At 60.7% G+C, this 12893-nt stretch carries 13 protein-coding genes and 2 pseudogenes; 11 read left to right on the top strand and 4 right to left on the bottom strand.

Annotated elements, in window-relative coordinates; translation table 11 throughout:
* Positions 1 to 19 precede the first annotated feature (19 nt).
* From OKQ63_RS23150 to OKQ63_RS23140, 3 genes are all read left to right on the top strand, one after another.
* Entirely contained in the window at positions 20 to 1660 is a 1641-nt protein-coding gene (locus OKQ63_RS23150; RefSeq protein WP_264214401.1) for an AMP-binding protein, read from the top strand.
* 14 nt (positions 1661 to 1674) lie between these two features.
* Positions 1675 to 2514 (top strand): enoyl-CoA hydratase/isomerase family protein, encoded by an 840-nt coding sequence (locus tag OKQ63_RS23145; protein WP_264214400.1) that lies wholly within the window; start codon positions 1675 to 1677, stop codon positions 2512 to 2514.
* 78 nt (positions 2515 to 2592) lie between these two features.
* Complete coding sequence (locus tag OKQ63_RS23140) at positions 2593 to 3147, top strand: OsmC family protein (RefSeq protein ID WP_264214399.1); 555 nt, start codon at positions 2593 to 2595, stop codon at positions 3145 to 3147.
* 626 nt (positions 3148 to 3773) lie between these two features.
* Here the strand turns inward: OKQ63_RS23140 and OKQ63_RS23130 are convergent.
* Complete coding sequence (locus OKQ63_RS23130) at positions 3774 to 3938, bottom strand: DDE-type integrase/transposase/recombinase (RefSeq protein WP_264214422.1); 165 nt, start codon at positions 3936 to 3938, stop codon at positions 3774 to 3776.
* A gap of 524 nt (positions 3939 to 4462) precedes the next feature.
* On the opposite strand from OKQ63_RS23130, the gene OKQ63_RS23125 reads away from it, so the two are divergent.
* From OKQ63_RS23125 to OKQ63_RS23090, 8 genes and pseudogenes are all read left to right on the top strand, one after another.
* Positions 4463 to 5356 (top strand): MurR/RpiR family transcriptional regulator, encoded by an 894-nt coding sequence (locus OKQ63_RS23125; RefSeq protein ID WP_264214398.1) that lies wholly within the window; start codon positions 4463 to 4465, stop codon positions 5354 to 5356.
* Positions 5357 to 5431: 75 nt separating this feature from the next.
* On the top strand, positions 5432 to 6439 hold the full coding sequence (gene dctP, locus OKQ63_RS23120) for a TRAP transporter substrate-binding protein DctP (protein WP_264214397.1): 1008 nt from the start codon (positions 5432 to 5434) through the stop codon (positions 6437 to 6439).
* Positions 6440 to 6503: 64 nt separating this feature from the next.
* Positions 6504 to 7013 carry a TRAP transporter small permease gene (locus tag OKQ63_RS23115; protein ID WP_264214396.1) on the top strand — a complete coding sequence of 170 codons (510 nt, stop codon included), beginning with the start codon at positions 6504 to 6506 and terminating at the stop codon, positions 7011 to 7013.
* Entirely contained in the window at positions 7013 to 8302 is a 1290-nt protein-coding gene (locus OKQ63_RS23110; RefSeq protein WP_350356322.1) for a TRAP transporter large permease, read from the top strand. The genes OKQ63_RS23115 and OKQ63_RS23110 overlap by 1 nt, the downstream gene beginning before the upstream one ends.
* Before the next feature lie 37 nt (positions 8303 to 8339).
* Positions 8340 to 9683, top strand: coding sequence for an NAD(P)/FAD-dependent oxidoreductase (locus tag OKQ63_RS23105; RefSeq protein ID WP_264214394.1), 1344 nt, complete (start codon positions 8340 to 8342; stop codon positions 9681 to 9683).
* A 22-nt stretch (positions 9684 to 9705) separates the two neighbouring features.
* Positions 9706 to 10068, top strand: coding sequence for a RidA family protein (locus OKQ63_RS23100; RefSeq protein WP_264214393.1), 363 nt, complete (start codon positions 9706 to 9708; stop codon positions 10066 to 10068).
* Positions 10069 to 10400: 332 nt separating this feature from the next.
* A pseudogene (locus OKQ63_RS23095) lies at positions 10401 to 10607 on the top strand (hypothetical protein); the annotation flags it as partial.
* Positions 10608 to 10624: 17 nt separating this feature from the next.
* A pseudogene (locus OKQ63_RS23090) lies at positions 10625 to 10939 on the top strand (ATP-binding protein); the annotation flags it as partial.
* A 589-nt stretch (positions 10940 to 11528) separates the two neighbouring features.
* Here the strand turns inward: OKQ63_RS23090 and OKQ63_RS23085 are convergent.
* From OKQ63_RS23085 to OKQ63_RS23075, 3 genes are read right to left on the bottom strand one after another with little or no spacing between them, the layout of a single operon-like run.
* Positions 11529 to 11852, bottom strand: a complete 324-nt coding sequence (locus tag OKQ63_RS23085) for a 2Fe-2S iron-sulfur cluster-binding protein (RefSeq protein WP_264214421.1) — start codon at positions 11850 to 11852, stop codon at positions 11529 to 11531.
* A 21-nt stretch (positions 11853 to 11873) separates the two neighbouring features.
* Positions 11874 to 12257 (bottom strand): RidA family protein, encoded by a 384-nt coding sequence (locus OKQ63_RS23080; RefSeq protein ID WP_264214392.1) that lies wholly within the window; start codon positions 12255 to 12257, stop codon positions 11874 to 11876.
* On the bottom strand, positions 12254 to 12883 hold the full coding sequence (locus OKQ63_RS23075) for a TetR family transcriptional regulator C-terminal domain-containing protein (protein WP_264214391.1): 630 nt from the start codon (positions 12881 to 12883) through the stop codon (positions 12254 to 12256). Before OKQ63_RS23075 ends, OKQ63_RS23080 begins: the two co-directional genes overlap by 4 nt.
* Positions 12884 to 12893: the final 10 nt, after the last annotated feature.

Here is a 12893-nt window from a genome sequence, read left to right as displayed (position 1 = left end):
CCCGGAAAGAGAAAAACCCATGCAAAGTACAATGCAACGAGAGGCACTCGGTGTCTCCCGCATCCTTCGTAGTGCTGCAAGGTTTGGTGCGGCGCGCCCAGTCCATGTCTGGGACGGCAACACGATCGTTACCACCGACATGCAGCGAACCGCGCAACGCGCCATGCGGCTTGGGGCAGCGCTAGCCGCACGCGGCCTAACCGCTGGCGACCGTGTGGCGACGCTCTGTGCCGCGACGCTGGAACATTGCGAGGCCTACCTTGGCGTTCCCTCCCGGGGGTTCGTCCTGCATTCACTCAATCTGCGGATGGCCGACGCAGATATCGCGAGGATGCTTTGCGACTGCGGCGACCGGGTGCTTATCCTCGACCGCGATCAATGGGAGCGGTTTGTGGCTCTGGCGCCCGCCTTGAGGCACAGCATGCTGGACCTTGTTTTGCTGGCCGGGGCGGGGCCTCTGCCGGAAAGCCCGACCGCGGGTATCGAGGTGATCTCCTACAACACGTTCATCGAAGCGGCACCCCTGCCCGACGTAATGGCGCTCACCGATCCCCCCGAGGAAAGCGCCGCCGCGATTTGCCATACCGGCGGTACGACCGGAGAACCCAAGGCAGTAGCCTATTCGCACCGTTCGGTCTGGTTGCAGGCGCTGAGCCTGTGTCTGGCGGATTCGCTGGCTCTCTCGCGCGCGGATACAGCGCTGCTGGCGGTGCCCTTCTATCACGTGAACGGCTGGGGCCTGCCTTATGCAGCTGTGATGTGCGGCGCCGGACTGGCCCTGCCTGGAGCAAGCTTTCGCCCGGCGGTACTTCACCGGCTGATGACCGGATCCAAAGTCACACTTGCGGCGGGAGTGCCCACGATCTGGGGCGATTACTTTGGCCACCTGGACGCCAATGACACCGAAGTTCCAACTACGCTGACACGAATCGCCACCGGCGGCTCGGTGGTGCCCGAACGCCTTGCCGAGCGGATTGTGCGCGCAGACGTCGCTCTGCTTCAGGCTTGGGGCATGACCGAAACCTCCTCTATGTCCGTCGTTGGCCGCGCCACCCCCGGCACCAGACCCGCCGCGGTGGGCCATCCGGGGCCGATAGTCGAACTGCGCCGTTCGCCGGTGGAGGGAACCGCAAATGCACCGGGCATGCCTGGCGAAATACAGGTGCGCGGCCCCTGCGTGATCCGGCATTATCTGGACAGCGAGGTCCCGGCCTGCGACGCGGAGGGCTGGCTGCCGACCGGCGATATCGGGGTGATTTCCGCCGATGGTGCCCTCAGTCTGACCGACCGGCTTAAGGACGCCATCAAATCGGGCGGCGAATGGATCCCCGCTCCGGCGCTCGAAGACACGATCCGCACTGTCGATTGGATCGAGGACGTAGCGGTGATCGCCCGTCCGCACGAGCGGTTTCAGGAACGCCCCTTCGCGGTTGTCGTGCTCAAATCCGGTGCGCGCTTCGACCTCGATCAGTTGTGCAGCACGCTGCGCGCCCGCGTCCCCTCATGGTGGCTTCCCGATGACTGGTGCCAGGTCTCCACCCTGCCGCAGACGACACTCGGAAAGCCCGACAAGGTGCGCTTGCGCGCGATGCTGGCCGCAGGGCAGCTCTCGGATCTGTCGCTGACCTCATCCGCCTCCCCCAAGCCCATAACATCATGAAAAAGGAGAAGAAAATGAACATAGTGGACACCAATATCGAACAGAACGTTGTCGAAACTAAGATTGAAGACGGTATTGGCTGGATCACGCTGAACCGGCCCCGCAAGCTCAACGCGCTAGCCGCCGAAATGGTGGCGGCAGCGCATGAGGCGGTCGCCACGATGGAAAAGGACGACGCTGTGAAGGTTATCGTCCTGCGTGGCGCCGAGGGGAATTTCTCCGTCGGCTACGACATCGCACAGGAGGTCGAAATGGGCCTATCACGCCCCGAAGACTGGCACGCTGCGCTCACCAACAACGTCGGCCTGAGCATGGCGGTGTTTTCCTGCACCAAACCCACAATCGGCGCGGTCGACGGTTGGTGCCTTGCCGGTGCCTGCGAGCTGGCGATGGCCTGCGACATGATCATCGCCACCGACCGCGCCAAGTTCGGAGAGCCGGAAATCCGTTTCGGCTCCGGCCCAGTGACGCTTCTGATGCCCTTCATTCTGGGTCAGAAAAAGACCATGGAACTGCTGCTCACCGGCGATACCATCGGCGCTAAAGAAGCGCTGGACGCCGGTCTTGTCAACCGCGTGGTGCCGCCAGAAGATCTCGAAACTTCGGTTGAGCGGCTGGCACAAAAGATCGCCCTGACTCCGTTGGTAGTGCTGCGTCTGACCAAGACCGCGCTGGTTCGCGCCTACGAGGCGATGGGCCTGCGTAACGCGGTTAACGTCAATCTCGACATTGCCGCGACGCTGAACGCAGCCGAAGCCCCAGAAAAGGCGCAATTCCAGGAGCTTGTGCGCACCAAGGGCCTGCGTGAGGCGCTCAATTTCCGCGATGCGCGCTACGGCGCACTTACCGATTGAAACGACCGGCTCGGAGGGGAGTCCAGCCGATCCGGCCCGGAACAAACCCGATTTCATGTCAAACAGAGGAGAAACGACATGCTGAATAAAGTGGATACAGAGGCTCTCGCCGGCGCGCGCGATGCCATCCGCGAAACCCCCGCGGCGGGCATCGCCACCTATGGCGTCAATCTTGCCTGGCAGAACGGCGTGCGTGCCAATGTCAGCACCCTGCCGATGACCCTTGGCGGCGAGGAGATCCCCCGTGAATTCTCATGGGTAGTGGACGAGCCGCCGCAACTTCTGGGCGAAAGTGCCGGGCCAACGCCGCAGGAATACCTGATGTCGGGCGTAGGCGCCTGCATAATGGTGGGTTTCGTCGTCAATGCCAGCGTCAAAGGCGTCAAAATCAACAGCCTTGACGTCAAGATCACTGGCGGTCTGGACCTGGCGGGCTTTCTCAACCTGCGCGACGATGCCAAAGTCGAGATGTCTGGAATTAAGTACGAGATTTCGGTGGATGCTGACGTTGATGATACGGTGCTTGCGGAAATCGAAAAGGCCGCAGTCGAATTCAGCCCTAATGCGATGACCGTCGCGCGCGGCATCCCGCTGAGCGGCAGCGTCGTGCAGCGGGATGCCAAAGCTGCTTGAGCCTCGCGCTGCTACCGACCTTGCACTTACCGGGGCGAACGCCATGCCTAGGCCGGCATGGCGGCGCTGTTTCCGCCCTGCCGGGATTGTCATTTGTGGACATATATGGCCCCCGCCGGATCTGTTTCGTTAGGTTTCCATGAGGAGGCGACGCATTCCCTTGGCTCTGGAAGAGTCGGGACGCTGATATTCCTGATGGTGGCCTTTGCCATGCAAACTGCCAGACTAACCACCACGCAAGCGATTGAGGCCTTTGAATGCGCTTCAATCTTCATTTCCCTGAAACTCCTTCGCTCTATGTGGCTGCTGACCGCCCTTGCGGGACCCGTAGGATCCAAGATGTCGAGGTACCAAGTGCAGGCCGGTGGCATGCCTGGCCTGCTTGCACGGTTCTCGGATTCGCAACGAAATGTCCGCCGCCGGACCGGCCAGGTTGTCCCAGTTATCGTGATCCAGGAGGCCGGACTGGGCGGGTTCTGGATTTAATGGGCCCGCTTCGCAGAAGGCATCGAAAGCCACGTCGTTGACCCAGCCTAAATCGCGGTTTCTCGTAGGCATTGCCGCTCCAAGAAAGACAGGTCATGATCGCTCTCGATGCTGTTGTTCAGGTGCTTCCGGGTCACGTGTCAAATTGCACAATTTGACCCGAGCCGCCGGTTGATTTTGCCGATGACCTTGGCATAGCTGTGTGTCTTGCCAGTTACGATTGTAGAGGGCTGACCAAGGCGCACAGTCTCATGCGCCTGCTGCAGGAAAGCCTTTGCCGCTTTGGCGTTCCGACGTGCCGTCAGTCGAAAATCGATCAGTTGGCTGAACTGGTCGATGGCGCGCCACAGATAACATCAGCGACTGCCGACACGGACATAGGTTTCGTCCGTATGCCATTGCAGGCCTGACTGGGTGCGATGCGACCCACAAACACGCTTGCGGATCTCAGCACCGAATTTGCGTGCCCAAAGATGGATCGTCGAAGCATCTATCGTGATGCCACGCCCGGCCAGCTTGTCGCGGACATCCCCGTCAGTACCAGCGCACCACCAGAAGGATGACGTCCTTCGGAAACTGGCGCCGTTTGAACGGGTTACGACGTGCCGTCCTTGCCTCCATGCCTCGATGCAAACGAAAACTCGCCGACAATTCGCGCGAATGCAACGGACCAAGGCGTGAAGACTGGAAGCGAAAAGCCGCTCCTCAGACTCCACGCCAAGTTCGCAACGGAGCCCTTCCGATGTGGCGCAAACGTTTCACAAGTTGACCCTTCGTGAAACAAATGTAATTCAGCTGCAGATTTCACCTGCTAAGGGACGCCGATTCGATGTCTGCAGCCGCCACCATCAAGGATCTTGTGTCCGCTCAGTACAGAGAGCTGACACAAGGCCTGCAGCAGGCGGCTGACTATGTTGTCGAAAACCCGATTGAGGTGGCGACGCAGAGCCTTCGATCGATTGCAGCCTCAAGCGGAATTTCTCCGGCCACTTTCTCACGGCTGAGCCGCGCCCTGGGGCTGAAAAACCATGAGGAAGTGCGTAATTTGTGCCGCCTGGCGCTGACCCCACAGGGGATGAGCTTTGCCAGGAAGGCCCGGGAGCTGCAGTCGCAGGCCGACAAGGGCAGTGGGCTGGGCGCGCTGTTCTTTCAGCAGGCGGCGGCCAATGTGAAGAACATCGAGGAGCTGGTCAGCACCATCGACATCGGCAAGACCGAGCGCGTTGTCGAGCGGCTGGCGCAGGCGCGGAAGGTTCAGGTGCTGGCCGGCAGCACCTCGCAGGGAGTGGCGAAATACCTCAATGAGACGGTCGGCTGGATTTCCGACCGCTGGCGGCTGGTCGAGGACCGCAGCACGTCCCTGTCGCTGGCGGTGTCTTCCGCTGCTGAGGGGGATGTGCTGATCCTGATCTCCAAGTCGCTGTTCACCGCCGAACCGGTCCGAGCGGCGCAGCTGGCATCAGAGAAGGGCGTATATGTGGTTGTGATCACCGATTCCCATACCTGCCCGGCGCTGTCCTTTGCCGATGAATATTTTGTTCTGTCCTTGGACAGCCCGTATTTCTTTCCGTCTTACGCACCGACCATGGTGCTGCTGGAAGCCATGATCGGCATGCTGGCGGCGCGGCTGGGACCCGCGGCAGAGGAAAGGATCAACCAGACGGAGGCCAACAGCCGCCGCCTGGGAACCTATTGGGAGCAGCCCGGCAAGACACCGGATTGACCAAGCTGAACCGAAAGAGCCGCGGTGCGCCGCGGCGCTGGCCGGACATCCTTTGACCCTGTGAGGAGGAAAAAAATGATCCAACTGCGTACAACCATTGCAGCGGCCCTGACGGCCTTTGCCTGCACCACGGCAGCTTTTGCGGATTCCGTGGAACTGAAGATCGCGACCGATTCCGGACCCAAGGGGTCACCCGCTGGCGATGCAATTGAAATGTGGGCCCGCCTTGTAGAGGAAAAGACCGCCGGAACCGAGGACGAGATCAAGATCGACGTTTTCTACCAGGACGAGCTGGGCGACCAGAAAGAGGTGTTTGACCTTTTCGTAGTCGGCGAAGTCGACATGATGCTGAACTGGCCGCTGACTTCTTATGACAAGCGCCTCGGCCTGCGCAATATGCCCTATATGTTCTTCACTTGGGAGCAGGCGTTTGATGCCTACGGCCCCGGCGGCTGGCTCAACAAGATCTATGACGACGTTCACAATGATCAGGGCTTGAAATTCTTCGGCGCCTGGCCGGAAGGCTTTGGAGGCGTTGCCACCCGCGGTGAATATGCCACCACCATTGAAGGCGCCAAGGGCCTGAAGGTGCGCGTGCCTTCGAACTTTCCAAACCCGCAGACCATGCAGGCGATGGGCTACCAGGCGAGCGCAATTGCCTGGGGTGAAACCTTCACCTCGATCCAGACCGGCGTGGTCGATGGCGACGCGGGCAACGTGATCTACTGGGATTACGAATACTTCCGCGACGTGCTGGACTACTACGTCCGCACCAAGCACACCTTTGCCACCGGCGTTCTGTCCATGAACCAGGAATCCTGGGATGACCTGAACGAAGCACAGCAGCAGGCGGTTGCCGATGCGGCGCTGGCGGTGATGGAAAAGCAGTTCGAGGACGCCCGCGCCCGCGACCAGCACTATGTCGAAAAGGCCATCGAGTCCGGCATGGAATACATCGAGCCGACCGATGAGGAAATCCGCGCTCTTGCCACCGCCGCGCGCGAGCAGGTCTGGCCGCTGATGGAAGAAGAGCTCGGCGCCGAGATCGTCGAGCAGGTCAAGGAATTCGCCCCCCAGCCGTAACCGGCAAAGAGGTGCCGGGCCTGGCGCGGCGCCTCACCCCGCCCCCAGTTATCTGGAGAAGAAAATGACTCAGTTCTTTTCAATTCTCGACAGGACCGTGGCGCGGCTGAGCGACATTTTCGTGCTGATCACCAGCGCTATGGTCGTCGGCCTCGTCTTTTTCCTGGTCATTGCGCGTTACGTGCTCGAAATGTCGATCGTCGGGATCGACGAAATCGCGCTGGTCGCCGCCATCTGGCTGTATATGGTGGGCGCCATCGTCGCCAGCCGCCGGGCAGAGCACCTGGTCGTGGATTTCCTGCCGCAACGGCTGGCCTCGCCGCGCCTGCTGAAGCTGCATCAGCGGGTCGTAGCGCTGATCATGACCGGTGCGACGATCTTCTTTATCTCTCTGGCCTGGGACATGATGGGCTTTGCCATCAAGCGCCCGCAGGAAACGCCCGGCCTCGGGATTCCCGAACTGATCGCGCTGAGCGCGGTTGCGCTCGCCAGTGTCGTCTGTTTCGCCTACGCGATCCGCGATCTTGTCACCGGCAAAGCCTGCCACAATCCTAAAGAGCCGGAGGAATTGTGATGGCTGCACTCGGTATTCTGCTGCTAATCCTGCTGATGGCCATCGGCGTGCCGGTGGCGTGGTCCTTTGCCGTGGTGCTGGCCTATCTGGTCTATGTGTTCGACGTGAACACCACCACGCTGCTGCTGCAGGGCTTCCGCTCCCTTGATCACCTGATCCTGCTGTCTCTGCCGCTGTTCGTGCTGGCCGGCTACCTGATGAAAAGCGGCGGCATCGCCCGGCGGCTGGTCGAATTCATCGAAGGCATGGTCAAGGGCCGCCGCGGCGGACTTGGCGCCTCGATGGTGATGGCCTCGGGCATCTTCGGCGCGATTTCCGGCACCGCATCCGGCGCGGTGGCCTCGATCGGCACCATCATGATAACCCCGCTGGCCGAACGCGGCTATCCGCGCGGCTATGCCAGCGCGCTGCTGGGCATCTCCTCGCTGCTGGGCATCCTGATTCCGCCGTCGATCACCATGATCCTGTTTGGCGTTGTCACCCGCCAGTCGATCACCGCGCTGTTTGCGGCGTCGATCGGCCCGGGCCTGCTGCTGATCATCGGGCTGATCCTATATAACCGTTTCCTGGTGGGGCGGAAGTTCGAAGAAACCTATGCCAGCGGCACCGAGGGCACCCCAGTTTCCCGGTTCAAGGCGTTCCGCAGCGCGGTTCCGGCGCTGATGCTGCCGGTGATCATCCTGGGCGGCATCTATGGCGGCATAAGCACCCCGACCGAAGCGGCGTCGATCGCCGTGGTCTGTGCGATCCTGATCGGCCTGTTCGTCTACAAGGAAATGTCGCTGAAGCACCTCAAGGACAGCGTTGTGGCCGCGGGTGAGACCACCGGGACGATCATGCTGATCCTGCTGTTCTCCTTCATGATCGGGCGCATCCTGACCGCCGAGCGCGTACCGCAGGAACTGACCGAGGCGATCACCACGCTGGTCAAGGATCCGATCCTGATCCTGGTGCTGGTCAACCTGTTCCTGATCGCGGCCGGCATGATCATGGACGACCTGTCGGTGACCGTGGTGATTGCGCCCCTGCTGATGCCTCTGGTGGTCAGCACCGGTGTCGATCCGCTGCACTACGGCACGATCGTCGCCTGTTCGGTGGTGATTGCCGCCAACAGCCCGCCGGTGGCGCCTATCCTTTATATGGCGTGCCGGATCGGCCAGGTTTCGATCCACCACGCGGTGATGCCAGCGGTCTGGTTGATCCTCTGTGTCGGGATGCCGGTGATGCTGGTCACCACCTTTGTTCCGTTCGTCTCATTGGCGATCCCGCGTTTGCTCGGCGTCTACTGACGCCGGGCCTACCCCAAGGCCCTAAAAGGAGGGCAGAATGAAAAGCGCGACTTATACCCCCGCCTTGCCGCCGCTGGACCGGCCGACCGGATGGCGTCCGATGGACGAACTGGTTCCGGTCAATGTCAGTGGCAGCATCGAGGCCAGCTATGACTGGCTGATTGTCGGCGCCGGGATCACCGGTCTGTCGGCGGCCATGCGGCTGGGCGAAGTGGCCCCGCAGGACAAGGTTCTGCTGGTCGATGCCCGGCCGGTTGGCTGGGGGGCATCGGGGCGGAACTCCGGCTTTCTCCTGGACCTGCCCCACAAGTTCGATCTTGACCATCCGGATGCGTCGCGGCTCCGCAAGATCATGACCCTGAACCGCAGCGCCATCGGGGTGCTGAAGGAACAGGTTCAGCAGTTCGGCATCGCCTGCGACTGGTCCGAAGTGGGCAAGCTGCAGGGGGCGGTGAAGAAACGCGGCACCGGCATGATGGCCAAGTTCTGCGAGGCGCTGGACAAGATCGGCGAGCGCTATGAGGTGCTGGACCGGCAGGGCTGCGCCGAAATCATGGGCACGCAGTATTATGCCGGTGCGGTGTTCACGCCAGGTTCGGTGCTGATTGATCCGCTGCTGCTGGTGCGCGGCCTGGCCCGGAACCTGCCGGAAAACGTGATGCTGCGCGATGACGCGGCGGTGGTGGAGTTTTCCGGCACTAGCGGCAGGGCCGAGGCCAAGCTGCGCCTGCCGGGCGGCGACACCCGCACGGTCTCCGCAGCCAAGGTGATCCTGGCGACCGACCCCTATACCCGCGAGTTCGGGTATATGCGGAACCGGATCCTACCGACCATCACCTATGCCAGCATCACCCGCCCGCTGACCGCCGCAGAACGCGGCCGCTACTCCGGGCAGATGAACTGGGGCCTGACCCCGGCGGATGCCGGCGGCACCACATTGCGGATGACCGCGGACGGGCGGCTGCTGATCCGCAACCATTACGGTCACGCGCCCAAGTACAAGGCGGACGGCGCCTATTTGGCCAAGGTGGCTGAGGTGCATAAGGAAGGATTGGAAAAGCGCTTCCCCAGCCTGGGCGATCTGCCGATCACCTCGACCTGGGGCGGTGTCGTCAGCCTGTCGGGCAACCACGCCACCTTCTTTGGCGAGATGGCCCCGAACGTGTTTTCGGCCAACTGCTACAACGGCGTGGGAATGACCCGCGGCGCCAGTTCAGGGCGGTTGCTGGTCGACCTAGCCGCCGGGCGCAACTCCGAGGCGCTGGAAGACATCATCGCGGTCAGCGGCAAACCGTCGGTGCTGCCGCCGGATCCGTTCCTCAGCCTTGGCGTCAGTGGCCGCATGAAACTGGTCGAGTGGGAAAGCCGCTCGGAACTGTGAATCAAAAGACAAGGAAAGACACATGACGCTGACACGTCACAAACCGAACCACCGGATGAGCCAGGCGGTCCGGGCCGGGGACATGGTGTATCTGGCAGGCCAGATCCCGGATCAGCGGGACGCGGGCATCGAGGAGCAGACCGCGGAGACGCTGGCCAAGATCGACGCGCTTCTAGACGAGCTGGGCGGCAGCAAGTCGGATCTCGTCTCGGTGCAGATCTGGCTGCATCACATGGATGATTTCGCCGGCATGAACACCGCCTGGGACGCCTGGGTCGACCCGCAGAATCCACCCGCCCGCGCCACCGGCGGGGCCGCGCTGGCTAGCGCGCCGTCAGGTGTGCGCATCGAAATTATCTCAGTAGCCTACTTGCCAGCAGACTGATGGGTTCTGTCGCCAATTTATCTGGGAATTGCTCGCAAACCTTTAGCCGACCGCACTAATTTCGCGAGCGCAGCGAAATGCTGAAAGGTGCTCTGGCCGCCTTGTCACATTAACTTCCTGTGGGGCGGCAAAGGCGCGTAGGCTGTCGGATTAGGCAATATTGGCTGCTGCTTTCCAAGCGTCGAGCGCCTGCGGAATTAGACGGAAAGAGTGAGCAGCCGAGGGAGACTTCCTCAAGGGATCCAGAACGGTCTTCTTGATCGGTTGGAAACATAACACCGGTTGAACTTCAAACTCGCCAGCTCCAATTTCATCTACCTGTAAGCGGCGGTGTGAAAACCGTCCTCCAGATAGGTGCCATCAGCTTTGATGCGGTTAAGCATCTGGTGCTGTGCCGGATCGAACGGCGGCCACCGAGGCTCGATCTGGATGTCAACCCGTTCCTGCCAAGGGCTACGGTGAAGACGACATCTCCTGCCAGCTATATGTGCCTGACAACCGGTGGCGCGACATGCCAGAAGCGCCCCAGATCCTGCTGAACCACTAACTCAAGAAGCTGAAGCTGCCGACCATTCTGCGGGAATACGACAAGCAGGCCCGGCTTTGTACTGCCGAGGGTCGTGACCATGTCCAGTTCATGGCCCGCCTGGTCGAGCTGGAACTCATCGACCGGGAGCGGCGGATGGTCGAACATCGGATCAAGGCAGCGAAATTCCCGGTCACCAAGAGCCTCGACAGCTTCGACTTCACCGCGATCCCCAGTCTCAACAAGATGCAGGTGCTGGAGCTTGCGCGCTGTGAATGGATTGACCGCTGCGAGAAGGTCATCGCCCTTGGTCCCAGCGGCACTGGCAAGACCCAGGTATCGATAGCGCGCCGGGTCGGATGCCACAGGGAAGTCGATGTGGAACTGCCTCGACGACGTGATCGCGGATCAAAGTGTCTACGCAAACCAGGCCGGTTCGGGTCAAAGACCCTGAGAGATCCGAAGATCGTCTCGCGACCGTGAAGCTGTCAGCCCGGCCCGGCCGCGCCGACGGGACCAGAGTAACATGATAGTGGCTACTGTTCCTCATGGAGGATGAACAGACGGCCAAGAATGACACACCTGACTGTGGTCTCGGCGTTGGTTCTCGTTTTGGAAAGGGTCGACAATGAAACACCGAACCATAGGCATTGACCTCGCCATACGTGGCGATCACGTCGCGCAAATCTATGACGATGGCCGTCCGGCCTGGCGGCCCATTCGCTACCGCGGTCTTCGCCGCATGCTTACGGCTCATCTGAACCGTCACGGAGTTAAGATGATACGGAAAGCTGGAACCGACACACCGACGGCCGATCGGGTCGTTGCCCGTCAGTCGGCATCTTCGCCCAAATTCCACGCTACCTAGCCCGCAACGCAGCAGCGCGAGTTCACAGTTTCTTTTGTGGCAAGCAACGATGGCTTTCGAAACGGATCAGCTTTGGCGCGAAGGAAGATGCACACGCAGCCCATTCAAGTCATCTGTCACTGCGATTTGACAGGATAGCCTTGATGAATTTGGTTCAGGCAGAAAGGCGAAGTCGAGCATGTCATATTCCATGTCGGAAGCTGCAGGCAGCCTTTTGAACCAGTCGCCGCAGACGTAAACGTGGCAGGTCGAGCAAGAACACGCACCTCCGCACTCGGCATCAATCCCACGTATCCCTGCATTGCGAGCGGTTTCCATTAACGTCATCCCTGTCTGTGCTTCGATAAGCTTCTCCTTGCCGTCAGGTTCGACAAATGTGATTTTCACCATAGCCATGGATTCAGACCTCGTTCATTGTGCCCTCAGGGCAATCGCCTCGACTTCCACGAGAAACTCTGGCCGCGTGAACCCGGATACGATCATCAGAGTTGATGCGGGTTTCACCTCCAGCCCGGAAAGCACCCGGTCCCGGACCGCCATGTAAGGCGCCATATCCCTCTGCCTGGTCACAAAAGCGCTGAAACGCATAACGTTGGAGAAATCCAAACCGCTTTGCGCAAGAATCGCGTGAATGTTGGAAAAGCAAATCTCTGCTTGTGCGCCAATTGTATCCGGAACATTGCCATTTACCGAAAGCCCAAGTTGACCCGAGGTCACCACAAGATTCCCATACGCGATCCCATGAGAATAATTGCCGAACGGCGGCGCGACGCTCGCGGGGTTGAGAGCTTTCATGACACCTTGCTCCTTTCTTCAAGCCCGCACCGCAGCAGAAACAGCGACGTAGCCTCCTTTATTATCCTGTCAGCGTCGAGCGGGCATTCTGACTCCACGTCCATCAACACCCGTACCTGCGCCTCATACTCGGCGTAATGCTGTGTGACAGCCCACATGTTGATCTGAAACAGTAAGGGATCGACCGGATCAATCTGCCCGCACTCGATCCATTTCTCGATAACGGCGCTGGCCTCGCCCACCGCCTGCCGAAGTCCACGCCAGTGAGGCGGCATTTCCGGAGCACCACGCGCCATTTCCCGAGCAAAGAACCTGGATACGTCGGGATACTCCAAAGCATGCCTCAGCTTGCGCTCGATGTAGGTCGCAATCGCGGTGGCGGGGTCATTCGGGGATGCGGCCAGAAAGAATATTTCTCTCCACTGCTCAACAATGTAGCGCAACACATCCTGGTACAGCTCTTCCTTTGAAGAGATGTAGTAGTGCAGCTGTGCCTTGGTTATTCCTGCCGCCTGCGCAATCGCTTGCGTCGATGTCCCCGCAAGACCGTTCCGGGCAAATTCCCGAATTGCGGCGTCGCGGATCGCTTCACGCATCTCCCGCCGTTTCTTTTCCGCAGCTGTCATTCTTTCCTCT

The sequence above is a fragment of the Leisingera thetidis genome (genome assembly GCF_025857195.1).
Classification (GTDB): Bacteria; Pseudomonadota; Alphaproteobacteria; order Rhodobacterales; family Rhodobacteraceae; genus Leisingera; species Leisingera thetidis.
The sequence above is the reverse complement of the archived record's forward strand: the minus strand, read 5'-3'. Positions and strand labels throughout refer to the sequence as shown.

What these genes read in the sequence shown, in the direction of transcription:
- OKQ63_RS23150 (WP_264214401.1), top strand. Translation starts at nt 20, where the DNA reads ATGCAAAGTACAATGCAACGAGAGGCACTCGGTGTCTCCCGCATCCTT.
- OKQ63_RS23145 (WP_264214400.1), top strand. Translation starts at nt 1,675, where the DNA reads ATGAACATAGTGGACACCAATATCGAACAGAACGTTGTCGAAACTAAG.
- OKQ63_RS23140 (WP_264214399.1), top strand. Translation starts at nt 2,593, where the DNA reads ATGCTGAATAAAGTGGATACAGAGGCTCTCGCCGGCGCGCGCGATGCC.
- OKQ63_RS23125 (WP_264214398.1), top strand. Translation starts at nt 4,463, where the DNA reads ATGTCTGCAGCCGCCACCATCAAGGATCTTGTGTCCGCTCAGTACAGA.
- dctP (WP_264214397.1), top strand. Translation starts at nt 5,432, where the DNA reads ATGATCCAACTGCGTACAACCATTGCAGCGGCCCTGACGGCCTTTGCC.
- OKQ63_RS23115 (WP_264214396.1), top strand. Translation starts at nt 6,504, where the DNA reads ATGACTCAGTTCTTTTCAATTCTCGACAGGACCGTGGCGCGGCTGAGC.
- OKQ63_RS23110 (WP_350356322.1), top strand. Translation starts at nt 7,013, where the DNA reads ATGGCTGCACTCGGTATTCTGCTGCTAATCCTGCTGATGGCCATCGGC.
- OKQ63_RS23105 (WP_264214394.1), top strand. Translation starts at nt 8,340, where the DNA reads ATGAAAAGCGCGACTTATACCCCCGCCTTGCCGCCGCTGGACCGGCCG.
- OKQ63_RS23100 (WP_264214393.1), top strand. Translation starts at nt 9,706, where the DNA reads ATGACGCTGACACGTCACAAACCGAACCACCGGATGAGCCAGGCGGTC.
- OKQ63_RS23085 (WP_264214421.1), bottom strand. Translation starts at nt 11,852, where the DNA reads ATGGTGAAAATCACATTTGTCGAACCTGACGGCAAGGAGAAGCTTATC.
- OKQ63_RS23080 (WP_264214392.1), bottom strand. Translation starts at nt 12,257, where the DNA reads ATGAAAGCTCTCAACCCCGCGAGCGTCGCGCCGCCGTTCGGCAATTAT.
- OKQ63_RS23075 (WP_264214391.1), bottom strand. Translation starts at nt 12,883, where the DNA reads ATGACAGCTGCGGAAAAGAAACGGCGGGAGATGCGTGAAGCGATCCGC.